25 protein-coding genes are annotated in these 25,014 nt (G+C 73.9%); 13 read left to right on the forward strand and 12 right to left on the reverse strand.

Annotation, left to right across the window (positions count from 1 at the left end; all coding sequences use genetic code 11):
• Positions 1–19: 19 nt before the first annotated feature.
• The gene (locus tag ACFWWQ_RS13045) at positions 20–1,243 is read right to left on the reverse strand and encodes a thiolase family protein (protein WP_384594709.1); all 1,224 of its coding nucleotides are present in this window, start codon (positions 1,241–1,243) and stop codon (positions 20–22) included.
• Positions 1,244–1,466: 223 nt separating this feature from the next.
• Between ACFWWQ_RS13045 and paaI the strand changes: the two genes are divergently transcribed.
• The gene (gene paaI, locus ACFWWQ_RS13050) at positions 1,467–1,922 is read left to right on the forward strand and encodes a hydroxyphenylacetyl-CoA thioesterase PaaI (protein WP_384594712.1); all 456 of its coding nucleotides are present in this window, start codon (positions 1,467–1,469) and stop codon (positions 1,920–1,922) included.
• A complete protein-coding gene (gene paaK / locus ACFWWQ_RS13055) occupies positions 1,919–3,271 on the forward strand; it encodes a phenylacetate--CoA ligase PaaK (RefSeq protein ID WP_384594715.1) in 1,353 nt (450 codons plus the stop codon). The genes paaI and paaK overlap by 4 nt, the downstream gene beginning before the upstream one ends.
• 158 nt (positions 3,272–3,429) lie before the next feature.
• Here paaK and ACFWWQ_RS13060 read toward each other — a convergent pair whose 3' ends face one another.
• The 3 genes from ACFWWQ_RS13060 to ACFWWQ_RS13070 form a co-directional block, all read right to left on the reverse strand.
• Complete coding sequence (locus ACFWWQ_RS13060) at positions 3,430–3,966, reverse strand: GMC oxidoreductase (RefSeq protein ID WP_384594718.1); 537 nt, start codon at positions 3,964–3,966, stop codon at positions 3,430–3,432.
• 187 nt (positions 3,967–4,153) lie between these two features.
• A complete protein-coding gene (locus ACFWWQ_RS13065; protein ID WP_384594721.1) occupies positions 4,154–4,531 on the reverse strand; it encodes a VOC family protein in 378 nt (125 codons plus the stop codon).
• Between the two features lie 189 nt (positions 4,532–4,720).
• Positions 4,721–5,011 carry a hypothetical protein gene (locus ACFWWQ_RS13070; protein ID WP_384594724.1) on the reverse strand — a complete coding sequence of 97 codons (291 nt, stop codon included), beginning with the start codon at positions 5,009–5,011 and terminating at the stop codon, positions 4,721–4,723.
• A 173-nt stretch (positions 5,012–5,184) separates the two neighbouring features.
• Here ACFWWQ_RS13070 and ACFWWQ_RS13075 point away from each other — a divergent pair, with 173 nt between their 5' ends.
• Positions 5,185–5,643: a hypothetical protein gene (locus ACFWWQ_RS13075; RefSeq protein WP_384594727.1), complete on the forward strand. Its 459-nt coding sequence runs from the start codon at positions 5,185–5,187 to the stop codon at positions 5,641–5,643.
• Between the two features lie 32 nt (positions 5,644–5,675).
• On the opposite strand, the gene ACFWWQ_RS13080 is transcribed toward ACFWWQ_RS13075, so the two are convergent.
• The 5 genes from ACFWWQ_RS13080 to ACFWWQ_RS13100 all read right to left on the reverse strand — a co-directional run bounded on the left by ACFWWQ_RS13080 (position 5,676) and on the right by ACFWWQ_RS13100 (position 11,523).
• Positions 5,676–6,065 (reverse strand): hypothetical protein, encoded by a 390-nt coding sequence (locus tag ACFWWQ_RS13080; RefSeq protein ID WP_384594730.1) that lies wholly within the window; start codon positions 6,063–6,065, stop codon positions 5,676–5,678.
• A gap of 133 nt (positions 6,066–6,198) precedes the next feature.
• Positions 6,199–6,402 (reverse strand): cold-shock protein, encoded by a 204-nt coding sequence (locus tag ACFWWQ_RS13085; protein ID WP_384594733.1) that lies wholly within the window; start codon positions 6,400–6,402, stop codon positions 6,199–6,201.
• Between the two features lie 317 nt (positions 6,403–6,719).
• Positions 6,720–9,284 carry an MFS transporter gene (locus tag ACFWWQ_RS13090; protein WP_384594736.1) on the reverse strand — a complete coding sequence of 855 codons (2,565 nt, stop codon included), beginning with the start codon at positions 9,282–9,284 and terminating at the stop codon, positions 6,720–6,722.
• Positions 9,281–9,832, reverse strand: coding sequence for a MarR family winged helix-turn-helix transcriptional regulator (locus ACFWWQ_RS13095; RefSeq protein ID WP_384594739.1), 552 nt, complete (start codon positions 9,830–9,832; stop codon positions 9,281–9,283). Before ACFWWQ_RS13095 ends, ACFWWQ_RS13090 begins: the two co-directional genes overlap by 4 nt.
• Before the next feature lie 293 nt (positions 9,833–10,125).
• Positions 10,126–11,523: a pyridoxal phosphate-dependent decarboxylase family protein gene (locus ACFWWQ_RS13100; RefSeq protein ID WP_384594742.1), complete on the reverse strand. Its 1,398-nt coding sequence runs from the start codon at positions 11,521–11,523 to the stop codon at positions 10,126–10,128.
• Between the two features lie 163 nt (positions 11,524–11,686).
• On the opposite strand from ACFWWQ_RS13100, the gene ACFWWQ_RS13105 reads away from it, so the two are divergent.
• The 10 genes from ACFWWQ_RS13105 to ACFWWQ_RS13150 all read left to right on the forward strand — a co-directional run bounded on the left by ACFWWQ_RS13105 (position 11,687) and on the right by ACFWWQ_RS13150 (position 21,018).
• The gene (locus tag ACFWWQ_RS13105; protein ID WP_384594745.1) at positions 11,687–12,043 is read left to right on the forward strand and encodes an MmcQ/YjbR family DNA-binding protein; all 357 of its coding nucleotides are present in this window, start codon (positions 11,687–11,689) and stop codon (positions 12,041–12,043) included.
• Between the two features lie 232 nt (positions 12,044–12,275).
• Positions 12,276–12,977, forward strand: a complete 702-nt coding sequence (locus ACFWWQ_RS13110; RefSeq protein ID WP_384594748.1) for a ribonuclease H — start codon at positions 12,276–12,278, stop codon at positions 12,975–12,977.
• 329 nt (positions 12,978–13,306) lie between these two features.
• Positions 13,307–14,749, forward strand: coding sequence for a hypothetical protein (locus ACFWWQ_RS13115; RefSeq protein ID WP_384594751.1), 1,443 nt, complete (start codon positions 13,307–13,309; stop codon positions 14,747–14,749).
• A gap of 115 nt (positions 14,750–14,864) precedes the next feature.
• Entirely contained in the window at positions 14,865–15,104 is a 240-nt protein-coding gene (locus tag ACFWWQ_RS13120) for a hypothetical protein (RefSeq protein ID WP_384594754.1), read from the forward strand.
• A 163-nt stretch (positions 15,105–15,267) separates the two neighbouring features.
• A complete protein-coding gene (gene tdh / locus ACFWWQ_RS13125) occupies positions 15,268–16,296 on the forward strand; it encodes an L-threonine 3-dehydrogenase (RefSeq protein WP_384594757.1) in 1,029 nt (342 codons plus the stop codon).
• A gap of 158 nt (positions 16,297–16,454) precedes the next feature.
• Positions 16,455–17,696, forward strand: coding sequence for a glycine C-acetyltransferase (locus ACFWWQ_RS13130; protein WP_384594760.1), 1,242 nt, complete (start codon positions 16,455–16,457; stop codon positions 17,694–17,696).
• Between the two features lie 22 nt (positions 17,697–17,718).
• Positions 17,719–18,648 (forward strand): LysR substrate-binding domain-containing protein, encoded by a 930-nt coding sequence (locus tag ACFWWQ_RS13135; protein WP_384594763.1) that lies wholly within the window; start codon positions 17,719–17,721, stop codon positions 18,646–18,648.
• Positions 18,649–18,958: 310 nt separating this feature from the next.
• Positions 18,959–19,771, forward strand: a complete 813-nt coding sequence (locus ACFWWQ_RS13140; protein WP_384594767.1) for a carbon-nitrogen hydrolase family protein — start codon at positions 18,959–18,961, stop codon at positions 19,769–19,771.
• A 170-nt stretch (positions 19,772–19,941) separates the two neighbouring features.
• Positions 19,942–20,352 (forward strand): VOC family protein, encoded by a 411-nt coding sequence (locus ACFWWQ_RS13145; RefSeq protein WP_384594770.1) that lies wholly within the window; start codon positions 19,942–19,944, stop codon positions 20,350–20,352.
• Positions 20,353–20,424: 72 nt separating this feature from the next.
• Positions 20,425–21,018 (forward strand): DinB family protein, encoded by a 594-nt coding sequence (locus ACFWWQ_RS13150; RefSeq protein WP_384594773.1) that lies wholly within the window; start codon positions 20,425–20,427, stop codon positions 21,016–21,018.
• Positions 21,019–21,206: 188 nt separating this feature from the next.
• Here the strand turns inward: ACFWWQ_RS13150 and ACFWWQ_RS13155 are convergent, their stop codons facing one another.
• The 3 genes from ACFWWQ_RS13155 to ACFWWQ_RS13165 are packed head-to-tail and all read right to left on the reverse strand — an operon-like array spanning position 21,207 to position 24,945.
• Complete coding sequence (locus tag ACFWWQ_RS13155; RefSeq protein ID WP_384594776.1) at positions 21,207–23,354, reverse strand: xanthine dehydrogenase family protein molybdopterin-binding subunit; 2,148 nt, start codon at positions 23,352–23,354, stop codon at positions 21,207–21,209.
• Positions 23,351–24,343 carry an FAD binding domain-containing protein gene (locus tag ACFWWQ_RS13160; protein WP_384594779.1) on the reverse strand — a complete coding sequence of 331 codons (993 nt, stop codon included), beginning with the start codon at positions 24,341–24,343 and terminating at the stop codon, positions 23,351–23,353. Before ACFWWQ_RS13160 ends, ACFWWQ_RS13155 begins: the two co-directional genes overlap by 4 nt.
• Positions 24,340–24,945 (reverse strand): 2Fe-2S iron-sulfur cluster-binding protein, encoded by a 606-nt coding sequence (locus ACFWWQ_RS13165; protein WP_384594782.1) that lies wholly within the window; start codon positions 24,943–24,945, stop codon positions 24,340–24,342. Before ACFWWQ_RS13165 ends, ACFWWQ_RS13160 begins: the two co-directional genes overlap by 4 nt.
• Positions 24,946–25,014: the final 69 nt, after the last annotated feature.

Genomic DNA, 25,014 nt, shown 5'->3' on the forward strand with positions numbered 1-25,014 from the left:
GCCCTTGTCCGTACGCGGCTCACACCCGCTCCACGAGCATCGCCACGCCCTGGCCGACGCCCACGCACAGCGTGGCGAGCCCGCGCCGGGCGTCCTCCCGCTCCAGCCGCCCCAGCAGCGTCAGCAGGATCCGGGCGCCCGAACACCCCAGGGGATGGCCCAGCGCCAGCGCCCCGCCGTCCGCGTTGACCCGCGCCTCGTCCAGCTCCAGCCGCCGGATCACCGCCAGTGCCTGTGCGGCGAACGCCTCGTTCAGCTCGACCGCGTCCAGCTCCGCCGCCTGCCAGCCGGCGCGGGCCAGCGCCTTCTCGGTGGCGGGCACCGGGCCCAGCCCCATCAGCTGCGGTGCCACCCCGGCCGCCGCCGAGGTGACGATCCGGGCGCGTGGCGTCAGCCCGTACCGCTCGACGGCGGCGGCACCCGCCACGACCAGTGCGGCCGCGCCGTCCGAGAGCGGCGAGGCGGAACCGGCGGTCACCACGCCCCCGGGCCGGAAGAGCGGACGCAGCGCACCCAGCTTCTCCGCCGTCGTCGACGGCCGCGGCCCCTCGTCCCGTGTCACCACGCCGTCCGCCGTCTCCACCGGCACGATCTCGCGGTCGAACCGGCCCGCCTCCTGGGCGGCGACCGCCCGCCGGTGGCTGCGCAGCGCGAACGCGTCCGATGCGGCGCGGTCGACGGAGTCGAGCGCCGCGACCTCCTCGGCCGTCTCGCCCATCGACAGCGTCACCCGCACCTCCTCGGGCCCTGCGTCCGCCGCCACCGCGCGATCGGCCGTCGCGAAGCGCGGATTGGTGAACCGCCAGCCCAGGGAGGTGTCCCGTATCTCGCCGGGCTTCGCCCACGGCGTACCCGGCTTCTCCATGACCCACGGGGCGCGGGTCATCGACTCCACCCCGCCCGCCACGATCAGCTCGGCCTCGCCCGCCCGCACCGCCTGGGCCGCGGAGGCCACCGCCGTCAGCCCCGAGGCGCACAGCCGGTTGACCGTGTGGCCGGGCACCGTGTGCGGCAGGCCCGCCAGCAGCACGGCCATCCGCGCCACATTGCGGTTGTCCTCACCCGCCTGATTGGCCGCGCCGAGGATCACCTCGTCCACCGCCTCGCCCGGGATCCCCGCGCGCCGCACCGCCTCCCCGACCACCAGGGCCGCGAGATCGTCGGGCCGTACGGAGGCCAGCGCGCCGCCGAAGCGGCCCTGCGGGGTGCGGGCGCCGTCGATGAGATAGACCTCGTCAGCCACGGTGGGCCTCCCTGGAGGGACGGGCGCCACCCGGAAGGAACGCTGCCCCCGGCACGCGGTGCGCGGCGGTCACGGCCGAGGCCCGCGGCGGCCGTCGGCGGGCGGGGGAGCCGGGGCTTCCCGGGGCGTACTGGGGCATGCGTTCCACCTCTTGACAGGCAGTGCTGATGCTTGATTACTTGACTGAGCCGCACGCTAACCGAATGTTCGGTCGGTACACAAGATGCGGAGAGGAGCTGTGGACAAGGTGAGGCACACCGCTGACGCCACCCCCGGCCCGGTCGAGCGCATGCTCGCCGCGGACCAGGCGTCCCGCGCCATGGGCATCGAGTTGCTGACGCACGGCGAAGGACACGCCCTGCTGCGGATGACGGTGACCGCGTCGATGGTCAACGGTCACGGCACCGCGCACGGCGGCTGCCTCTTCCTGCTGGCCGACACCGCGTTCGCCTGCGCCTGCAACAGTCACGGTCCGGTCACCGTCGCGGCCGCCGCCGACATCGACTTCGTCGCCCCCGCGCACGAAGGCGACGTCCTGCACGCGACCGCGGTGGAGCGCACCCGCTTCGGCCGCAGCGGCCTCTACGACGTGACCATCCGCCGTGCCGACGAGGTGATCGCGGAATTCCGCGGCCGCAGCCGCAGCATCCGCAGAACGACGACGAAGGAGCCGCGATGAGCAGCGAACCGACGGCCCGGGCCACTGGAGCCCCCCGTCTCGGGGAGCCCCTGCCGGACGCCCTGCTGGACGCCGGCGAGCGGATGACCCGCGAGGAGCTGCGCGCCGTCCAGCTCCACCGGCTGCGCGCGACGCTGCGCCACGCGTACGACCACGTCGAGCTGTACCGCACCAAGTTCGACCGCGCCGGGGTCCGGCCCGAGGACTGCCGCACCCTGGAGGACCTCGCACGCTTCCCGTTCACCACCAAGGCGGACCTGCGGGACACCTACCCCTTCGGGATGTTCGCCGTGCCGATGTCCGAGGTGCGCCGCGTCCACGCCTCCAGCGGGACCACCGGCCGCCCCACCGTGGTGGGCTACACCGACAACGACCTGTCCATGTGGGCCGACGTCGTCGCCCGCTCGCTGCGCGCCGCGGGCGCCCGCCCCGGGGACAAGGTGCACATCTCCTACGGATACGGCCTGTTCACCGGCGGTCTCGGCGCCCACTACGGCGCCGAGCGGGCCGGCTGTACGGTCATCCCGGCGTCCGGCGGGATGACCGCGCGCCAGGTGCAGATCATCCAGGACTTCCGCCCCGAGATCATCATGGTCACCCCGTCCTACATGCTCACCCTCCTCGACGAGTTCGAGCGGCAGGGCATCGATCCGCGCACCACCTCCCTGCGGATCGGGGTTTTCGGCGCCGAGCCGTGGACGGAGGGCATCCGGCGCGAGATCGAGGAGCGGATGGATCTCCACGCCGTCGACATCTACGGCCTCTCCGAGGTCTGCGGCCCCGGCGTCGCCCAGGAGTGCGTCGACACCAAGGACGGTCTGCACGTCTGGGAGGACCACTTCTACCCCGAGATCGTCGACCCGCTCACCGGCGAGTCCGTGCCCGACGGCGGGCGCGGCGAGCTGACCTTCACCTCCCTGACCAAGGAGGCGCTGCCAGTCATCCGCTACCGCACGCACGACCTGACCCGCCTGCTGCCCGGCACCGCCCGCCCCGCCTTCCGCCGGATCGAGAAGATCACCGGCCGCTGCGACGACATGATCATCCTGCGCGGGGTGAACGTCTTCCCCAGTCAGATCGAGGAAATCGTCCTGGCCGCCCCCGGCGTCGCCCCGCACTTCCAGATACGGCTGAGCCGCCGCGACCGCATGGACCATATGGCCGTCCTCGTCGAGGCACGGCAGGGCGCCGCCCCCGAGGCGCGCACGGCCGCGGCCGCGCAGATCGCCAAGGGCGTCAAGGACGGCGTGGGCGTCACGGTCGAGGTGACGATCGTCGAACCGGAGACCCTGGAGCGCTCGGTGGGCAAGATCCGCCGCATCAAGGACCTCCGGGACCGGGACCACTGAGTGCCGCCCCGCCCGGCACCGTGGCAGCGCGGCGCCGGGCGGAGCGGCGCCGGGCGGAGCGGAGCCGGGCAGCGCGGAGCCGGGCGGAGCGGAGCGCGCCCGCGTGCCCCGACGGGGCCGTACCGCACGGCCCCGGCTCGCCTCCTCAGCTCGCCTCCTCAGCCCGCGTCCGCGAGGACCCTCTCCGCCGCCTTCTCCCCGATCATGATCGTCGGGGCGTTGGTGTTCCCGGACGGCACCGACGGCATCACCGACGCGTCCGCCACCCGCAGCCCCGCCACGCCGTACACCCGCAGCGACGGATCGACCACCGCCTCCGCGCCCCGCCCCATACGGCAGGTGCCCACCTGGTGGTGGTACGTCCCCACCGCCCGCCGCACATACGCCCGCAGATCGTCCCGGGTACGGGCCTCCGGACCCGGCGCCACCTCCGCCTTGCGCCAGGCGTCGAACGCCCGCTGCCCGCCGATCTCCCGGCTCAGCTCCACCGCGTCGACCAGCGGCCGCCCAGTCCAGCGCGGACCCGAGCAGCGCGGGCCACCCTGCGGGCTGTGCACCCGCGCGTCGTCGTCCGGTGGCCCGGCCTCCAGCACCTGCACGGAGTACCCCTGGTCCAGCAGTCTCCGGATCAGCACACTCCCGGCCGAACCGGCCCCCACCACAAGGAAGTCGTGCTCCGTACGCGTCCGCGGCATGGCATCCCTCTCTCGTCCCGCGACCGGCCCGGCGGGCCCGAAGCCGTCGCTCCCCAGGGACGGTAGAGGCCACGCGCCGCCCACGGGCCCGGATCGCCGAGGACGACCGGGAGCGCACGCGGCACGGAGGGGCGAGGGCCGTACGAGCTGTGGGCGGCGGGGGCGGTTCTCCTGCCGAGCAAGGGTGTCAGAGCGGGTTGAGGCGTGCCTTGAGCAGGCAGAACTCATTGCCTTCGGGGTCGGCGAGGACGTGCCAGGACGCCTCCTCGGGCTGACCGATGTCGACGCGTACGGCCCCGGCGGCCAGGAGGCGTGCCAGCTCGGCGTCCTGATCGCGGTCGGTGGCGTTGACGTCGATGTGCAGCCGGAGCTGTCCCTTCGGCGGTTCGTCGGTGCGGAGGAGGATGATCGTCGGCTGCGCGCCGCCGAACCCCTCGCGCGGCCCGATCTCCAGGGCGTCCCCGTCGCGGTCGAGTACGACGAAGTCCAGGACCTCGCACCAGAACCGCGCCAGTGCCTCCGGGTCGCGGCAACTGAGCACCAGCTCACTGATACGGCAGGCCATCGACGAAACCACCTCTCGGCAGGGGAACCGCCGGGGCGGCCGCGGACGGATCCACGGACTCCCGGCGGCGGGCGGACGCCGCGACCGTACCGCGCGAGGCGCACACGAGCGACGGAATATCGGAACCGGCCCCCGCCCGGCCGCCGGGCAGGGCCGTGGAGCGCGCGACAGAGCAGCTGACCTGCGCTCCTACCGCTCGAAAAGCCTCTGCAGCTTCCGTTCCGCGTCCTCGCCGCCGCGTACCGCCTCCACCACCGCCTGGTGGAAGCTGCGGCTGTCCTCCTCGGAGAAGCAGGGGACGGGACTGCCGATCATCGTGAACCAGTCCGTGGCACCGGTGTACTGCACCGCCACATGCGCCTGCTCCTCCGACCAGGTCGTATGGATGGTCACATCACCGTCGAGCACACCCGCCTCCACGGTGCGGACGGTGCCCGGCCGCGCGTGGATGCCGACGGTGGTCCAGGAAGCCCAAGTCATGAATTCCCCCTCGGGTGACGGGGGCACCGGCCGGCGGCCGGGCGCAGTTCCTCAAGTCTGGCACCGGCGGCCGGTCGCCGCAGGGCGGCCCCGTGGGCCCAGGGGACGGCGGCGTTCACTCCGGTGGCCGCACCGGTGCGGACAGTCGCCGGGATCCGGGGCAGAGGAGGGGCATGAGCAGTCACTCCGTACCGCACGACGCCGACCGGCCCGGCCCGGACCCCGCCCACCGCAGGCCCGAGGGGGTCAGCGACGCCACGGTCCGGGCGTTGGGAACCCTCTCGGAAGCCCTGGAGACCGTCGAACGGGCCCGCGGCCACCTCTACGCCTTCCACCAGCTCACCGGCGGCGCCGACCGCACGGTGGGGGAGAGCGTCCACCAGCTGCGGGCGGCCGGACACCTCGATCTGGCCGAGCTGGTCGAGCGGGAGATCGTCGGGCGGAACGTCCTTCCGGGCCGGTGGACGTTCCAGGTGGTCGAGGAGTACAACGCCACCTACTACCGGCCCTTCACCGCCGTCGAGGAGCGGGTGCGCGACGTACTCGTCGCGGGCCGCGAACACGTCCACGAAGCGGAACTCAAGGAAACCCGCCGCACCCACGGCCACCCCGACCACACCGCCGCGCCCTGACGGAGCGGCCGCCGACGGCCCGGCGCGCGGCGTCAGCCGACGGCCGGTCCCGCCGCGCCCGGTGGACGGCTGCCGATCCGCATGCCGGGGCGGCGGCGGTGCACGGTGAGATACGACAGGCCCGCCGCGCCCGCGACGAGGGCGCGGCGGGAGCCGTGCGGCAGCCACACCAGACCGTCCGCGGCCAGCGCCTCGTCCGGCCCGGCGGATTCCAGGGTGCCGCCCCCGGCGAGGACGAGGAGGAGAACGTCCAGGTCCGGTTCGGTGTGCGCGGCCACGCGCTGCCCGGCCGTCAGGTGGACGACATTGGCGTCGAGCTGGCGCCCGGACTCGGCAAGCTTCCACCGCACCGCGGCGCCGCCCGAGGCATCCGCGGCGAGCGCGCCGACATCGCACAGCACGCTCGGAACTGGAGATTCCACCCTGTTCACCTTTCCCCGGGGCCGTGGAGTCGCATTCTTCCATCGGACGGCACCGGATGATCGCGCGGACGCGGGCGGGGCCGTACGGGGAACGGGCGGCGACGGGACCGGGGAAAGGGGACCGGGTGGTGGTTCAGGCGACGACGATGTTCTCGGCCTGCGGGCCCTTGTGGCCCTCGGTGACATCGAAGGTGACGGCCTGTCCCTCCCGCAGCTCCCGGAACCCGGTGGCGTTGATGTGGGAGTAGTGGGCGAAGACGTCGGGGCCGCCGCCGTCCTGCTGGATGAAGCCGTACCCCTTCTCCGCGTTGAACCACTTCACGATGCCGCTCTTCATATGCCCTCCACGGGAACTCGTCAGACCTCCCGCACCGTGCGGGAGGCCGCGACAGACGACGGATGACTGACAAGTGGTGACCGGCCGCGCCGGATCCGGAACTCCGCGGCCACCCTTCGACGTTACACAGAGAGTGATTTGATGGCCACAAAGAGTGCGCGTTTGGGGTGAGTTTCGTGTGGTTTGCGTGTCGATGGAGGAATGCGGAGGGTGAGGGGTGTCGCCGCGCGTCGCGGTTCGGGGGGCGCAGGGCCGTGGACAGGAAAGGGCCCGGCCCCTTCAGGAGGAGCCGGGCCCGGAGTCCCGTCGGCGGCCGGTCAGCCGACCGCGTCGTGACCGAGGTCGATGTCCAACTCGGTGCGCCCGTCGGTGTCCACCCGCAGCGGCGCGGCGACCGGCGGATAACCGCTGGCGATCACCGTGTAGGTGCCCTGGTCGAGGTCGGTGAAGGCGTACGCGCCGTCACCGCCGGTCGTCGCCGTCCCCACGACATTGCCCGCGGGGTCCAGCAGCGTCACCCGGGCGTCGCCCAGCGGGCCGTGGTGCGTGGACCGCACCGTGCCCCGGATGCGGGCGCCGGGCGACAGCCGGATCTCGTAGCGGTTGCGGCCGCCGGGCGTGACCTCCACCGGGAGGGCGGCCGGGCGGTGCCCCTCGGCGCTGACCGCGAGGGTGTAGCCGCCCTGCGCCAGCTCCCCGAAGGCGAAGCCGCCGTCCGCACCGGCGATACCGGACGCCACGACCTCACCGCGGACATCCGTGGCGACCACCAGCGCGCCCGGCAGCGGAGCGCTGTCCAGATCCGCGACGACCTCTCCGGAGAGTCCGGCCGTGCCGCCGAGCGCCAGATCGAACCGCACCGGCTCGTCCGTCACCACGACCGTCGCCGCCTGCGGCTGCCGGGCGCCCGCCGAGCCGATCAGGACATACGTCCCGGCGCCCGGCACGGCCAGCACGTAGCGGCCGTCGTCCCCGGTGGCGGTACGGCCCAACTGCCGCCCACCGACATCGATCAGCGTGACCACGGCCTGCGCCACCGGGGCGCCGCCGCCGTCGTGCACGGTGCCCTCGACACAGGGGCCCGACACGTCCACGGGCGCGGACTCGACGGGCGGCGCCTGCGCGGCGGTGGCCTCGGCTTCCGTGCTGCCGTCGGCGCCCTTGCCCGATCCGGCCTCGCCGGCGGTTCCGGCGGCCTCCGCGTCGGCCTGGGCGCGCGCCTGCAGACCGGAGATCTGCCGCAGCGGCACCTCCTTGATGAACAGCACCAGCAGGAACGCCACCGCGACGACGATCGCGCCCATCAGGAAGACCGTGTGCATCGAGTCGGCGAAGCCGCGCTTGAACGGCTCGGCCAGCCGCGGGTCCAGATGCTGGATGAACGACGAGTCGCTGAGCACACCGGAGGAGTTCCCGCCGCCACCGGGCGCCTTGAGCATGTCGAGGACCGGCTTGTTGGCCGGGTCCCGGAGGACGGCCGGGTCGTGCAGCGCCGCCTGGAACTGCTCGCTCCGCACGGCCGAGCCGAACGCGTCCGCGATCTTGTCGCCGACGGTGCTGAACAGCACCGACAGGAAGATCGCGGTACCGGCGGTGGCGCCCATCTGCCGGAAGAACGTCGACGACGCGGTCGCCACGCCCATGTCCCGCGGCGGCACGGCGTTCTGCACCGCCAGCACCAGCGTCTGCATGCAACCGCCCAGCCCCAGGCCGAAGACGAGCATGTAGAGCATCGTCTCCCACAGCGCGGTGTCCCACTGCACCTGGAAGTGGAACAGCAGCATCGCCGCGACCATCAGCGCCGTACCGATGATCGGGAAGATCTTGTAGCGGCCGGTCTTCGAGGTGATCTGGCCGGACGCGACGGAAGCGATCAGCATGCCCGCCATCAGCGGCAGCATCTCCAGGCCCGAGCGGGTGGGGCTCGCGCCCTTCACGATCTGGAGGTACTGCGGGATCATCAGCATCCCGCCGAACATCCCCATACCGATCAGCACGGACAGCAGGCTCGTCATGCTGAACGTGCTGTTGCGGAAGAGCCGCATCGGGATCAGCGCATCGTCCCCGATCCACCGCTCGACGAAGATCCACGCGATGATGCCGACGCCGCCGATGACATAGCAGGCGATCGAGGTGTTCGAGCCCCAGCCCCACTCACGGCCCTGTTCGGCGACGAGCAGCAGCGGGACGACGCCGACCGCGATGGTCAGCGCGCCCCACCAGTCGATGCGGTGGTCGCGCCGCGTGTGCGGGATGTTGAGGACCTTCGCGACGACGAACAGCGCGATGATGCCGATCGGCACGTTCACCAGGAACACCCAGCGCCAGCCGGTGATGCCCAGCAGGTGCTCCTGCCCGGCCAGCGCGCCGCCGATCAGCGGGCCCGCCACGCTGGAGGTGGCGAAGGTACCCAGCATGTAGCCCTGGTAGCGGGCCCGTTCGCGGGGCGGTACGACGTCGCCGATGATGGCCAGCGCCAGCGACATCAGACCGCCCGCGCCCAGGCCCTGCACCGCGCGGAACGCCGCGAGTTCGGTCATCGAGGTGGAGAACGTGCACGCCACCGAACCGGCGACGAAGACGCTGATCGCCGTCAGGTAGTACGGCTTACGGCCGTGCAGGTCGGACAGCTTGCCGTAGAGCGGTGTGGAGATCGTCGAGGTGATGAGGTACGCGGTGGTCGCCCACGCCTGCTGGCTCAGTCCGTGCAGGTCGTCGGCGATGGTCCGGATGGACGTACTGACGATGGTCTGGTCGAGCGCCGCCAGGAACATCCCCAGCATGAGTCCGCTGAGGATGGTCAGGATCTGACGGTGGGTGAGGACACCTGTCCCCGGTATCTCCATGGCCCCCGCCGTGGGTGGGGAGGTGGATGTGCTCATGCGCTGTGCTCTCCCTGTTGCGCGGCGCTGCCCTGGTCTCCCCCGGAGCACGGTCGCGCGTGTTGGTGTTCCACCAAGTCGTTGTTGAGGCGGCCCAGCAGCCGGATCAGGTCCGCCCGGTCCTGCGGCGTCCATGGCTCCAGCAGCCTGGCCAGTTCGGCGTCGCGCTGACGCCGGTAGTGCTCGAAGGTGTCCCGGCCGGACGGGGTGGCGCTCAGCAGCGTGCCCCGCCGGTCGTCCGGGTCCGGCCGCCGTTCGACGAGTCCCCGGTCGACCAGCGCCCGTACCTGACGGCTGACCGTCGACAGGTCCAGGAACGCATCGGCGGCCAGATCGGTCGCCCGTCGGTCGCCACCGAGCACCAGCCGGGCCAGCAGCACGCGGTCGGCGGCGCTCGCGTCGTTCTTCGCGCGCTGCTTCCACGCCGCGATGAGGCGCGTGAACCGCACGATTTCCGATCCCAGTCCGGCGGCTGCCACGTCCAGTCCGGAGGAGGCCGTGACCCGCTCGTCCGTGCGGCCGTCAGGGGGGACCGTCCCCTTGCTCATGATGAATCCTTGCGAAGTGCGTCGGCGCACATCGGCCGACCCGGCATATTGCTTGTATCCAGCAAGTCTAGCCTCTCGCGGCGCCCACCGATCACCGCCCGGCCGCCGTCCCGGGCCGAACAACGTTGTCAGACCCGGGCGCTACGGTCGGAAGCATGACCACCGATGCCGCCCTCGACGCCACGCTCCAGGCACGCCGCCGGCCCGGCGGGGTGCGCCGCCGGGCCGGGGTGCGGGCCCTCTCCGGGGTGTGGCGCCGACGAGGCGCGTACCTCCGCCGGAGGGCAGTGTGGTTATGCCTCCTGGTCCGAGAGCTTTCGGGCCGCCGCCTCCAGTGCGGCCGCGATGCGGGTCACATCCGCCTCGCCGGTGCGCCAGTTGCTGAAGGCGGCCCGCAGCGCGGGGGTTCCGTCGTACACCGTCGGCGTCACGAAGACCTCGGGGGAGACCGCGTCCGCGAGCGTCCGCAGCCGCTGGGCCGTCGGTTCGCCGGTCAGCGTGAAGCAGACGACGTTCAGCCGCACCGGCGCCAGCAGCCGCAGCCCCGGCGCCGCGTCCACCGCCCGCCCCAGCGTCCGGGCCCCGGCCACGCACCGTTCGACGATCTCCCGGTACCCGTCCCGCCCGTAGGCCCGCAGGGTGAACCACGTGGCGAGCGCCCGCAGGCGGTGCGAGTTCTCCGGCGTCAGATGGACGAGGTCCGGCTCCGCGCCCAGCGGCCCCAGGTACGCCGCGGCGTTGCGGAACACCTCTGCCTGCAGATCCGGCCGCCGGGTGAACTGCACCGCGCTGTCATACGGCACATTGAGCCACTTGTGCAGGTCCACGCAGACCGAGTCCGCCAGATCCAGCCCGGCCACCAGATGCGCCGACGCGGGGGAGAGGGCGGCGAAGGCACCGAACGCGGCGTCGACGTGCAGCCAGAAGCCGTAGCGGTCGCGCAGCGCGGCGACGGCCGTCAGATCGTCGAAGTCGACGGTGTTGACGGTCCCGGCGTTCGCCACGACGACACACGGCCCGTCCTGCCGTGCCAACTCCCGCTCCAGCGCACCGACATCGACGGCCTCCCGCCCCGGCAGCGTCGCCACCGGCACCAGCGCGTCCCGCCCGAGCCCCAGCATGGACAGTCCCTTGGCCGCGCTCGAGTGCGCGGCCCCCGACAGCACCCGTACGGGGCCGAGCGCCGCCGCACCGCTGCGCGCCGGGGAGACGCCGCGCCGTTCCCCGAGCCATTCGCGGGCCACCGCGAGGCCGACGGTGTTCGACATCGTCGCCCCGCTCACGAACGTCCCCGTGTGCGCGTCCGACAGGCCGAACAGCTCCCGCAGCCAGCCCACGGTGCGCCGCTCCAACAGCTGGCCCGCGCCGTCCAACGAGGTGTTGGAGTTCTGGTCGGCGGTGGCGGTCAGCCAGTCACCGGCCAGCGCCGCGGGCGTCGCCCCGCCCGTCACGAACCCGAGGTACCGCGGCCCCGCGCTCGCCGACAGCCCCGGCTCCCAGTGGTCCCCGAACTCGGCCAGCGCGTCCCGCAGCCCCGTCCCGTACTCCGGCAGCGGTGCCTCCGGCGGCGCCTGCCAGACCGGGACCACCGGGCGCTCGGGCAGCCCGTCCAAGAAGGCCACGGCGCGTTCCCGCGCGGCCTCCAGCAGGGCGGGAAGGTCGGACAGGTCGTCGGCGAGACGAGGGTGCATCAGGGCTCCATTCTTCGGTTCACCGTCACGCTAGGCCGGTGCGCGCGGCCGCGGCCCGGTCCACCTGCGGACAACTGGACCCGTTCCGGGGCCCGTACGCCACCCGCGCGGGCGCCGGCCTCCCGTCGTGCGCGCGCCCGCGCCGCCCTCGTAACCTCGGGGCATGACCGACGCCCAGGGCCAGCCCGACTCCGACGACGTACGCCGTATCGCGCTCTCGTTCCCCGGGACGGAGGAGCGGCTGGCGTGGGGGATGCCGACCTTCCGGGTCGCCGGGAAGATGTTCGTCACCGTGCCGGACGACGAGACGTCGTTCGCCGTCCGCTGCCCGATGCACGAGCGCGCGGAGCTGATCGCGGCGGAGCCGGAGAAGTTCTGGGTCCCGCCGCACGAGGCCGGCTCCCACTGGGTACGGGTCCGGCTCGCCGCCCTGGAGGACGAGAGCGAACTCCGGGACATCCTGGCCGACTCCTGGCAACAGGCCGCGCCGCCCCGCCTGTCGGAGACCTTCCACCCGTAGGGGGCGCCCTTCCCGGCGGGCCCGGCCCGGTGCCGTACCGGTATGACCGGGCGTCCCGGACGGCGCCCGCCACGCCGCCGAACGGTACGGGCGGACGCCACGGTCCCATGGACAGGACGCGCGCCACGGCTGGCCCTGGCGTCCTGCCACCGGCCCGGCGCGCTGAGTCACGGTGCGGGCCGCGGGCGGGGGCGTGGCGTCCGGCATCCCGTCGGCCTGGGATGATCGGGGCATGGCTGAACGCGTTATCGCCGCGTGTGACGGGGCGTCGAAAGGAAATCCGGGACCGGCGGGCTGGGCCTGGGTCATCGCCGACGAAGCCGGCGACCCGGCCGTATGGGAGGCCGGACCGCTGGGCACGGCGACCAACAACGTCGCCGAGCTGACCGCCCTGGAGCGGCTGCTGACCCACGCCGACCCGGAGGTCCCGCTCGAAATCCGGATGGACTCGCAGTACGCGATGAAGGCGGTCACGACCTGGCTGCCCGGCTGGAAGCGCAAGGGCTGGAAGACCGCCGCGGGCAAGCCGGTCGCCAACCAGGAGCTGGTGGTGCGCATCGACGTGCTGCTGACCGACCGCTCCGTCACGTTCCGCTACGTCCCCGCGCACCAGGTGGACGGCGACCGGCTCAACGACTTCGCCGACCGCGCCGCGAGCCGCGCCGCGACCGACCAGGAGCCCGCGGGCAGCGCGCAGGGATCCCCGGAACCGCCACCGTCCTCGCCCGCCGCTGCCCGCACCAAGCCGGTCCGCCGCAGCGGCGGCGCCACCCGCACGCGCGGCTCCGGGGGCGGCGCGTCCCGGACGCTGAAGGCGAAGTTCCCCGGCCGCTGCCGCTGCGGCCGCTCGTACGCCGCGGGCGAAACCATCGCCAAGAACCCGGACGGCTGGGGCCACCCGGACTGCCGCACCTCCGCGAGCGGGGCGGCGTAACGGACTCCACCGAGGGCCGGAGCCCGCCGTACACCGTCCGGTCCGCCGTACGCCGTCCGGTCCGCCGTCGGGCCCGTACCCCGCCTGCCGCCGTGGAGGGGCCCGTGCGCCGCGGCCCCCGCCCGCGTCCGTCTCAGGCGCCCGCCCGTCCCCGCGATCCGTCCGTGTGCGCCCCCCGCGCCGGTGCCGATCACGCCAATCGGGGCGCGATCATGTCGTTGACCAGCGCAGTTGCCCCGATCCGCCCTCGCCTCGGGCGGCCGTACAGGAGAGTACGGAGGGAGATTGGCCGCATACGCAACGTAAGAAAAGGCGAGGAGGGCTTGGCCTTGAGGGGCGGAGACATCACCCAGGCGTTGACCATGCTGCACACCACGGTCGTGCACACCGGGAACGACGTACGGGACACCCTGGGCAAGGGGGTGGAGCGACTGGCGACCGGACGGGAGCTGGCGCACAAGGAGGTGCTGGCGAAGCTGGACGGCGTGGCGCAAGGGGAGGCCACACTGAAGGCGCTGTCCGGTGTGCGTGAGGAGCTGCGTGCCGTCGGGCGGAACGTCGGCTCCCTGAAGGCGAAGGCCGAGGAGGCGGGCCCGTCCTCGACGGTGGATGTGCAGGGGGAAGTGACGGCCGCCCTCGGTTCGTTGGGGGAGGACGTGAAGAGCTTGACGGGGCTGCTCGGTGATCTTCATGAGGAGCTGGTGAAGCTGCGGACGGCCGAGCCGGGGCCGTCCATGAAGGCGAATCGCCAGGCGAGTGCCGAGGCGGGGGCGGCCGATTCGTCTGCGGGAGGTGGCGGGCGTGCCGAGGCTGATGCCGACGCCGGTACCGGGCACCCGGGCGGCGATGACGGGACCGCCGATCGCCCCGGTGAGAGGGCGCGCGTATCCGTAGCGGCTCCCGGGACGGAGGCCGTCTGCGGGGGGATTCCGGGACCGTCCACCCCAGGCGCCGTCCCCGCCGCGCCCGCCGTCATCACTCAGGAAGCCTCCCTGATCCCGTCCCCGCGGGCCGCCCTCGCCGATGTGCTGAAGGAGGCGGTGGCGCCCTTGCAGGACGAGCTCGCCCGCGCGCGTGAGGAACGGCGGGAGCGCCAGGAGGAGAGTGAACTCGCCGTGAAATACGGTGAGTTGGCGAAGGAGATGGCGTCCCTGCGCGAGGTCGTGGTCGGCATCGCCGAGCGTACGGCGGGGGAGGGGGAAGCGGCTCCCGAGAGCGCCCCGGACGCGACCGTGACCCCGCTCGCCGCCCCCGAGTCCACCGCTGTCGCCCCCGCCGACGGCACGGCCCATCGTCGCCTGCTGCTCCAGGCGGCGCGGGTGTCGTCGACGGTGCTCTTCTGCCACCGCGACGTATGGGAGTTCGTCTCCGCCACCGCCGGGCGGCACCGGCATTTCCGGATGCCGCCGGAGGTCATCGACGAGGGGGCGGGGCGGGTCTCGGCCGTGGTGTCGGGGCGTTCCCTGATCGCGATGCTGATCAGCCTCTTCCGGATCCGGACCGCCGATGACGACGGCGACGGGGACCTGCCGCTCGCCACCACGCTCTACCTCCGCATCGAACAGGCCCTGACCGTCCTCGCGTCCGACGGGTCCCCGCTGACCATCGTTCTCGATGACCGTTCGGCGCCGGACCCGGGGGAGGCGGCCGGAGGCGGCGCGCGGCACCGGCGCGGCCCGGACGGTACGGATGGCCGGCCGAACGCGGAGCCGGGCAGCGGCCGCGAACCGTCCCGGTCACCGGAGGGCGACGGCGAGGCCCTGGCCGGCTGACGCGAGAGGCGACCCGCACGCCGGACCGGCTTCCTGACGAGGGCGCCGGTCCCCGCCACCGGACGCGGGTACCGGCCCCGCTTCCCGTTGCCCGGCGCAGGACCGCCCTCGCCGGGTGCCCCGTCCCGTCTCCCGGCTCAGGCGCGCAGCCGTTCCCCGCTTCGTCCAGGTGCTCTGCGTCGACCGGCTCACCGAGGAGAGCTGCACCCGTACCGAACCCCGCGAGGTGTGCATCGGCGCGGTCGTGGGGGCGCTGCGTCCGCTGCCCGACGAGGATGCCGCGCCGGAGTGCCCCGCTGACGCGGGACCCGTGTGCCGGGTGGGGCGGATGAAGCGCTTCTGTTGCCCGGCTTAAGAAATGATCGATGGACGCGGCGCCCACCGGACGGCAGATTGTGAGGCGTCCGGCCACGAGCGGCCGCGGGTCTCCGCGTTCGCCGCCGTGTGCCGGTTTTTCCTGCCCGGATCCGCCGCTTCACGGTGCGCCCGGGCCCGTCACCGGCACAGGAGGCGCCTCGGTGAAAGCGCTGGTCAAGGAGAAGGCTGAGCCCGGGCTGCGGCTGCGGGACGTCCCGGAGCCGGCCGTCGGGCCGGGCGATGTGCTGATCAAGGTGTTGCGCACCGGCATCTGCGGCACCGACCTGCACATCCGCGACTGGGACGGCTGGGCGCAGCAGGCCGTTGCCGCGCCGCTGATCGTCGGCCACGAGTTCGTCGGCGAGGTCGTGGAGACCGGCCGGGACGTCGCCGACATCGCCGTCGGTGACCGGGTCAGCGGCGAGGGCCACCTGGTGTGCGGGAAGTGCCGCAACTGCCTGGCCGGGCGCCGCCACCTGTGCCGCGCCACCGTCGGTCTCGGCGTCGGACGGGACGGCGCGTTCGCCGAGTACGTCGCGCTGCCCGCCTCCAACGTGTGGGTGCACCGGGTGCCCGTCGACCTCGATGTCGCCGCGATCTTCGACCCGTTCGGCAACGCCGTGCACACCGCGCTGTCGTTCCCGCTGGTCGGCGAGGACGTGTTGATCACCGGCGCCGGGCCGATCGGGCTGATGGCGGCGGCCGTCGCCCGGCACGCCGGTGCCCGCAACGTCGTGATCACCGACGTCAGCGAGGAACGCCTGGAGCTGGCCCGGAAGATCGGCGTCAGCCTCGCGCTGAACGTGGCGGGCGCGACGGTCGCCGACGGCCAGCGGGAGGTCGGGCTGCGCGAGGGCTTCGACATCGGCCTGGAGATGTCCGGCCGCCCCGAGGCGCTGCGCGACATGATCGCCAACATGACCAACGGCGGCCGCATCGCCATGCTCGGTCTGCCCGCCGACGAGTTCCCCGTCGACTGGGCCCGCATCGTCACCTCGATGATCACCCTCAAGGGCATCTACGGCCGCGAGATGTTCGAGACCTGGTACGCGATGTCGGTGCTGCTCGAAGGCGGCCTCGACCTCGCGCCCGTGATCACCGGCCGGTACGGCCACCGTGACCACGAGGCGGCGTTCGCCGATGCGGCGAGCGGCCGCGGCGGCAAGGTCATCCTCGACTGGACCGCCTGACCTCCGGTTCTCCCGCCTGACCTCCGGTTCTCCCGTCTGACCTCCGGTTCTCCCGCCTGACCTCCCGTTCTCCCGCCGAGCGGCCCGGCCGTCCGCCGGGCGGGCCCCGCCCCCACCGTCCCCTCCGTGCCCCGGTACCCGACCCCGAAGGACTGGACATGTTCGACTCCGTACGCGACGGCCTGCGCGCCGACCTCGACGAGATCCGCAGCGCCGGACTGCACAAGCCCGAGCGCGTCATCTCCACCCCGCAGTCCGCGAGCGTGCAGGTCACCGCAGTGGGGTCTCCCCTGCTCGCGCGAAGCCGAGAGCTTGGGGAAGGCCGCCCCGGCGATGTGCTCAACTTCTGCGCCAACAACTACCTCGGCCTCGCCGACCACCCCGAGGTGATCGCCGCCGCCCGCGACGCCCTGGACCGCTGGGGCTACGGCATGGCCTCCGTCCGCTTCATCTGCGGGACGCAGGAGGTGCACAAGGAGCTGGAGGCGCGACTGTCGGCGTTCCTCGGCCAGGAGGACACGATCCTCTACTCGTCCTGCTTCGACGCCAACGGCGGCGTCTTCGAAACGCTCCTCGGCCCGGAGGACGCGGTCATCTCCGACGCCCTCAACCACGCCTCCATCATCGACGGCATCCGCCTGTCGAAGGCCCGCCGCTTCCGCTACGCCAACCGCGACCTCGCCGAACTGGAGACGCAGCTGAAGGAAGCCGCGGGCGCCCGCCGCCGCCTCGTCGTCACCGACGGCGTCTTCTCCATGGACGGCCATGTCGCGCCGCTGCGGGAGATCTGCGACCTCGCCGACCGCTACGACGCGATGGTGATGGTCGACGACTCGCACGCCGTCGGCTTCGTCGGCGACGGTGGCCGCGGCACCCCGGAGCTGCACGGTGTCCTGGACCGCGTCGACATCCTCACCGGGACCCTCGGCAAGGCCCTCGGCGGCGCCTCCGGCGGCTATGTCGCCGCCCGCGCCGAGATCGTCGCCCTGCTGCGCCAGCGCTCCCGGCCCTACCTGTTCTCCAACAGCCTGGCGCCGGTCATCGCCGCCGCCTCCCTCAAGGTCCTCGACCTGCTGGAGTCCGCCGGTGACCTGCGCGAGAAGCTCGCCGCGAACACCGCGCTGTTCCGCTCCCGGATGACCGAGGAGGGCTTCGACCTGCTGCCGGGCGACCACCCCATCGCCCCCGTCATGATCGGCGATGCGGCCGAGGCGGCCCGGATGGCCGAACTCCTCCTGGAGCGCGGCGTCTACGTCATCGGTTTCTCGTACCCGGTGGTGCCGCACGGCGCCGCCCGGATCCGCGTCCAGCTCTCCGCCGCGCACTCGACCGCGGACGTGCACCGCGCGGTGGACGCCTTCGTCGAGGCCCGCGAGGCCCTGGCCGCTCCGGCGGAGTGACCCGCCTGGCAGAATCGGTGCCGTGATCGATGCACGACGGCTGCGCACCCTCCAGGCGGTGGCCGACCACCGCACGGTGACCGCGGCAGCCGCGGCGCTGTACCTGACGCCCTCCGCAGTCTCCCAGCAGATCGCGGCGCTGGAGCAGGAGACCGGCCACAAGGTCCTCGCCCGCGACCACCGGGGGGCACGCCTCACCCCGGTCGGCGCGATCCTGCTGCGGCACGCCGGGGCGGTCCTCGCGGAGCTGGAGCGCGCCGAGGCGGAGGTCGCGGCGTACACCAGCGGCGCGGCGGGCGAGGTCACGGTCGCCGCGTTCGCCACCGGCATCGGCGTGGTGGTGGCCCCGGCCATCACCACGCTGCGCGCCGCCGCGCCGGGCATCGTCGTACGGGTGCGGGACGCGGAGGGCGACGAGAGTCTGCCGATGGTGCTCGACGGGCGCGCCGATGTCGCCGTCGCCGTCGAGTACCGCGGCGCGCCGAGCGCGGCGGACCGGCGGCTGGTGCGCGTCCCGCTGTACGCCGAGCCGTTCGACGCGGTGCTGCCGCGCGACCACCGTCTCGCGCACGCCGCGGCGGTACCGGTGGCGGCGCTCGCCGAGGACCCGTGGATCGGCCCGTACCCGGGCAACCCCTGCCATGACGTGATGGTCCTGGCCTGCGAATACGCGGGTTTCCGCCCGGAGCTGGCGCACTCGTCCGACGACTTCCGGGCCGTCGTCACGCTCGCCGGTGCCGGGGCGGGGGTGGCGCTGGTGCCGCGTTCGGCGCTGCGCGACACCGATCTCACGCAGGTCGCGGTGCGGCCCGTCGACGGTGTCGCGGCGACCCGCCGGGTCTTCGCCGCCGTCCGCCGCGGCGCCGAGGACCACCCGCTGTTCCGGCCGGTCCTCGACGCGCTGAGCGCGGCGGCCGCGGCGGTCCCGCCGGGCGACCCGGTGGCCGCCTGACGGTCCCCGGCGACCGCACCGCCTGGCACGCCACCTCGCTCGGCAAGGCGCCGGTCTCCGGCCGGCCCCGGCCACCACAGGGGGCGGTGAGGTGGCGGGCCGCCGGGGGCTCGCGTGGCTCCGGGGCGCGCGGCCGGGCCGGAGCCGGTCGCGGTCCGCGCCGGACCCGGGCGGACGGCGACCGTCGCCTCCTTTCGGCCAGGGCCCCGCTGCCGTTCCCCGCCCCGGCGAGGCACCATGCTGCTGCGGGCACGCCCCGCGCCCCGCGCGCCCCGGACGTGCCGCACCAGAGCCCAGGAAACGGAGCCCCATGCGTATCGCCCTCTGCCAGATGACGTCGACGGACAACCCGTGGCAGAACCTCGTCCTGCTCACCGAGCACGTCCGCCGCGCCGCCGACGACGGCGCCCGGCTGGCCGTCCTGCCCGAGGCGGCCATGTGCCGCTTCGGCGTCCCGCTCGGTCCGGTCGCCCAACCGCTCGACGGCCCGTGGGCGGACGGCGTCCGCGGCGCCGCGCAGACGGCCGGCATCACCGTCGTCGCCGGGATGTTCACCCCCGCCCCCGGCGGCCGGGTCGCCAACACCCTGCTGGCCACCGGCCCCGGGGTGGCCGACTCCTACGACAAGATCCACCTCTACGACGCGTTCGGCTTCCGCGAGTCCGAGACCGTCGCCGCCGGGGACCGGGTGGTGACCATCGACGTCGACGACGTCCGCGTCGGCCTCGCCACCTGCTACGACCTGCGGTTCCCCGAACTGTTCCGGGCGCATGCGGACGCCGGGGCCACCGTCAGCGTGCTCCCCGCCTCCTGGGGCGCCGGACCCGGCAAACGCGACCAGTGGGAACTCCTCGTCCGCGCCCGGGCGCTGGACGCCACCGTCTGGCTCGCCGCCGTCGGCCAGTCCGCCCCGGACCCGGCGGCCGACTCCGAGCACCCCACCAAGGCGCCCACCGGCATCGGGCACAGCATGCTCGTGGCCCCCGACGGCACCGTCCGCGCCCGCCTCGGTGCGGAACCGGGCACGGTCACCGCCACGGTCGACGCGGCGGAGACCATCCGGGTCCGCCGCGCCGTCGCGGTCCTGGACAACCGGCGTCTGCGGGACGGCGGCATCGCGTAGCGGCCGGCCGGCAGGGTACGGGCCCGAGCCGTCGGAACGGGGCCCGTACCCTGCCCTTCAGGACAGAAACCGTCCTGAAGGGCAGGCATCCTCGACGTGTCCGGGCGCCGGGGACACCGCCGCCGTGCGAGGTCTCCCGCGCCGCCGTGCCGCCCCGAAGGACCGCACCCATGACGCAGACGACCGCCGCCACCTCCGCCCCGGCGACCCCGACCGGCAACCTGATGGGCTCCGGAATCTGGGCCCCCGACGGCGCGGCCCTCGCCGACTTCTACGCCGCCGCTCTCGGCTGGGAGACCCGCCACACCTTCCACGACGAGGACGGCAACCCGGCCGCCCACCTCATCGGCGACGGCGTCCGCACCCTGGTCTTCTACACCGCCCGCACGTTCCGCGCCCCCGCCTGGCCGCAGGACGAACTCCCCTTCCACCTCGACCTCGCCTTCGAGGACCCCGCCGCCGCCGAGGAACGCCTGCTCGCCCTCGGGGCCACCCGGCCCGGCCACCAGCCCGGAAAGGGCCGTTGGACCGTCCTCCTGGACCCGTCCGGCCAGCCGTTCTGCGTCTGCCGGGCCTCCTGAACGGACCCGCGCCGGGGCGGCCGGGAGCGCGCTCCGGGGCCGTTGTCAGTGCCGGGTGGCAGACTTCCCGGCATGGACGCATCGAAGCCGAAGGCAGATCTCCTGCGTTATCTGCAGGCCGCCCGCGACGCCCTGCTCTGGAAGCTCGACGGGCTGGACGAGTACGACATCCGCCGCCCCCTGACGCCCACCGGCACCAATCTGCTGGGCCTGGTCAAGCATCTCGCCAGCGGGGAAATCGGTTATTTCGGCGTGACGTTCGGCCGTCCGTCCGGTGAGCCGATGCCCTGGATCGAGGACGGCGCCGATCCGAACGACGGCATGTGGGCCACCGCGGACGAGAAGCGTGAGCAGATCGTGGCGCTGTACCGGCGGGCGTGGCAGCACTCCGACGCGACCATCGCGGCGCTCCCGCTCGACGCCACCGGCCAGGTGCCGTGGTGGCCGCAGGAGCGCCGCGAGGTGACGCTGCACCAGGTCCTGCTCCACATGACCGCCGAGACCCACCGGCACGCCGGTCACGCGGACATCGTCCGCGAGCTGATCGACGGCGCCGCCGGGATGCGCGACGGCAACACCAACCTGCCGTCGGAAGAAGGGGCGTGGTGGGAGGAGTACCGGGACAGGCTGGAGCGCGTGGCCCGGGAGGCCGCCGGGCGGGGGTGAGGAAGCCCCGGGGGCCGGGCGCGGGGGGGGGGGGGGCCCCGGGGGGGGGGGGGGGGGGGGGCCCCGCCCGCCCCCCCCCCCCGCGGCGCCGGGGCGCCCCCCCCCCCCCGGGGGCGGGGGCGCGCGGGCGGGGGGGCCGCGGGGGGCCGGGCCACCCCCGCGGGGCCCCGACGCTCGGACGTCACGGCTCAGGCGCCCGCGCCCTCCGACCGCTCCGCCGCCCCCGCCGCCAGCACCCGGTCCGGGCGGATCGGCAGGTCGCGGTGGCGTACGCCCGTGGCGTGCCAGACCGCGTTGGCGATGGCCGCCGCGGCGCCGACGATGCCGATCTCCCCGATGCCCTTGATGCCGACGGGGTCGTCCTCGTCCACATCATCGACCCAACCGGCCTCCAGCGGCGGGATGTCGGCGTGCGCGGCGATGTGGTATCCGGCGAGGTCCGCGCCGACGTGCCCGCCGGTCGCCCCGTCCCGTACCGCCTCCTCGTGCAGCGCCATCGACAGGCCCCAGATCATCCCGCCGAGGAACTGGCTGCGTGCCGTCAGCGGGTTGACGATCTGCCCGGCGGCGAACATCCCCAGCATCCGCCGCACCCGCACCTCACCGGTGGTGACATCCACCGCCACCTCGGCGAACTGCGCCCCGAAGGAGTGCCGCTCCTTCTTGGACAGCGCGCTGATCGACGCACCCGTGTCCGCCCGGGCGGTGAGGCCCTGCGGCGGGACGGTGCCGCCCAGCGCCAGCTTCTCGCGCAGCGCCCGCACCGCCTCGACGATCGCCCACGCCCAGGAACGGGTGCCCATCGAACCGCCGGCCACCATCGCCGGACCGAAATCGCTGTCCGCGATCCGGATCCGGATCCGCTCCGGCGCCACCTCCAGGGCGTCTGCCGCGATCAGGGCCAGCGCGGTGCGCGCGCCCGTCCCGACGTCCGCGGCGGTGATCCGGACCGTGAACGTCCCGTCCGCCTCCGCCGTCACCGCCGCCGTCGACGGCGCCGCCCCCGATGGGAACCGCGCCGCGGCCGTCCCGCTGCCCAGCAGCCAACGCCCCTCGCGGCGCACCCCGGGGCGCGGATCGCGCTCCGGCCAGCCGAACCGCCGGGCGCCCTCCTCGAAGCAGGCCAGCAGATTGCGGCTGCTGAACGGCAGTCCGGAGACCACCCCCACCTCGGGTTCGTTGCGAGAGCGCAGCGCGATCGGGTCGAGACCGCACTTCTCGGCCAGCTCGTCGATCGCGCACTCCAGCGCGAACGACCCCGGCGCCTCGCCCGGCGCCCGCATGAAGCTGGGCGTCGGCACATCCAGCGGCACCACGTGGTTCTGCGACCGGTAGGCGTCCGGCCCGTACATCACCCGGCCGAAGTCGGCGCTGCGCTCGATGAACTCCCGGAACGACGACGAGGTGCAGTACGCCTGGTGGTCCAGGGCCCGCAGCCGCCCGTCGGCGTCCGCGCCCAGCCGCACCCGCTGCACCGTCGGGCTGCGGTACCCCACCAGCGAGAACAGCTGGCGGCGTGTCAGCACCACCCGTACCGGCCGGTGCAGCACCGTAGCGGCCATCGCGGCGAGCACCACATGCGGCCGCGTCGCCTTCGCGCCGAACGCCCCGCCGACGTGCTCCGACCGCACCCGCACCGACGCGGGGTCGAGCGAGAACAGCTTCGCCAGCTCGTCCGCGACGAAGGCGCTGCCCTGGTTGGAGTCCACCACCTCCAGCCGCCCGCCGTCCCAGCGGGCCATCGCCGCATGCGGCTCCATCGGATGGTGGTGCTCCTCCGGCGTGGTGTACCGCGCGTCCACGACGACCTCGGACGCATCGAGCGCCTTCTCGGTCTCCGCCGTGCCGCCCGTCTCCGCGCCGGTGCCGTACGCGGCCGGATGCGCCTCGGAGAACGCCACGTCGTGCGGCTCCGTGGCGTACCGCACGACCAGCGCGTCGGCGGCCTCCCGCGCCTGCTCCGGCGTCTCGGCGACGACCAGCGCCACCGGCCACCCGACATGCGGCACCCGCTCGTGCTGGAAGACCTGGAGCAGCGGGTCGGCCTTCCCGAGGCCGCCGACGTAATCGCCCTGCAGCCGTGGCGCGTTGCCGTGGTGCAGGACCTTGAGGACCCCGGGCATCGCCAGTACCGCGTCCGTCTCCACCGCCGTGATCCGGCCGCGCGCGACGGTCGACAACACCAGCTGTCCGTGGGCCAGTTCCGCGAACGGCACCTCCCCGGCGTACCGCGCGGCCCCGGTGACCTTCGCCCGGCCCTCCAACCGGGTGTGCGCGGTGCCCACCGCGCCGCCTGCCGCGCGGTTTCCCGTCACCGTGCCCGTCGCGACCGTCATCGGCCCGCCTCCTCGGTCAGCTCGCCGAGGACCGCCACGACGAGGTTGCGCATCAACGTCAGCTTGTATCCGTTGCCGGGCAGCGCCCGCGCCGCCGCAAGTTCCGCGTCCGCCGCGGCGGCGAACGCGTCCGCGTCGGCCGGTCCGCCGCGCAGCGCCTCCTCGGCCTGCCGCGCCCGCCACGGCCGGGAGGCGACCGCGCCGAACGCCAGCCGGACGTCGCGCACCACGCCGTCGCGGACGTCGAGCGCCGCCGCCAGCGAGCCGATCGCGAAGGCGTACGACGCCCGTTCGCGCACCTTGCGGTAGCGCGAGTGCGCCGCCACCGGCGCGTCCGGCAGCGTCAGACCGGTGATCAGCGCACCCTCCGGCAGCGCCGTCTCCCGGTGCGGGGCGTCGCCCACCGGCGGGTACAGCGCGTCCAGCGGCAGCGTGCCCGGACCCTCAGCCGTCTCGTACTCCACCACCGCGTCGAAGGCGGCCAGCGCCACCCCCATGTCCGACGGGTGCACGGCCACGCAGTGCTCCGAGGCGCCCAGGATCGCGCCGTTGCGGTGCTCGCCCGCGACGGCCGGGCAGCCGCTGCCGGGGGAGCGCCGGTTGCACGCCTTGGTGGTGTCGGTGAAGTAGCCGCAGCGGGTGCGCTGGAGGAGGTTCCCGCCGACCGTCGCCATGTTGCGCAGCTGCCCCGACGCTCCGGCCAGCACCGCCTGCGCCAGCGCCGGATACCGCCGCCGCACCTCGGGATGGGCGGCCAGCTCGCTGTTGGTGACGGTCGCGCCGATCCGCAGCCCGCCGTTCCCGTCCCCCTCGATCCGGTCGAGCGGCAACTCCCGTACGTCGACGAGGAGCTGCGGCCGCTCCACCCCGGCCTTCATCAGGTCGACGAGGTTGGTGCCGCCGCCCAGCGCCCGCGCCCCGGGGGCGGACCCCAGCAGCGTCACCGCACCGGCCACATCGGCCGCCCGCTCGTAGGCGAACTCCCTCACGCCGTCACCTCCGTACCGCAGGCACCGGCACGCGGACCGCCCGCGTCCGGCGCGGCGGCCCGGGCCACCGCCTCGACGATCGACGCGTACGCGCCGCAGCGGCAGAGGTTGCCGCTCATCCGCTCGCGGATCTCGTCGGCGTCCAGCGGCGCCGGACCGGCCTCCGGGCGGAGGTCGGCGGTGACCGCGCTGGGCCAGCCCGCCGCGTGCTCCTCGATCACCCCGAGCGCCGAACAGATCTGGCCCGGCGTGCAGTAGCCGCACTGGTAGCCGTCGAGATCGAGGAACGCCTGCTGCACGGGGTGGAGCCGGTCGCCGTCGGCCACCCCTTCGATGGTGGTGACCTCCCGGCCCTGCGCGGCCACCGCGAACTGCAGACACGCCAGCGACCGCCGCCCGTCCACCAGCACCGTGCAGGCACCGCACTGGCCGTGGTCACAGCCCTTCTTGGTGCCCGTCAGGTCGAGCCGCTCACGCAGCGCGTCGAGCAGCGTGGTGCGGTGGTCGACGGGGAGGGCGTACGTCTCCCCGTTGACGCGCAGGGAGACGTCGCTGTACGTGGGGGACGGCGCCGACGACTCCGAGGGCGTCGATGGGGGCATGAGTCAGCCTTCTTTCGCGTGAGTGAGGCGCGGCCGCGACCGGGCCCGGAAGCCCGGAGGACGGCGTGG

It is taken from the genome of Streptomyces sp. NPDC059080 (assembly GCF_042739975.1).
In the GTDB taxonomy this organism is placed as follows: Bacteria; Actinomycetota; Actinomycetes; order Streptomycetales; family Streptomycetaceae; genus Streptomyces; species Streptomyces benahoarensis.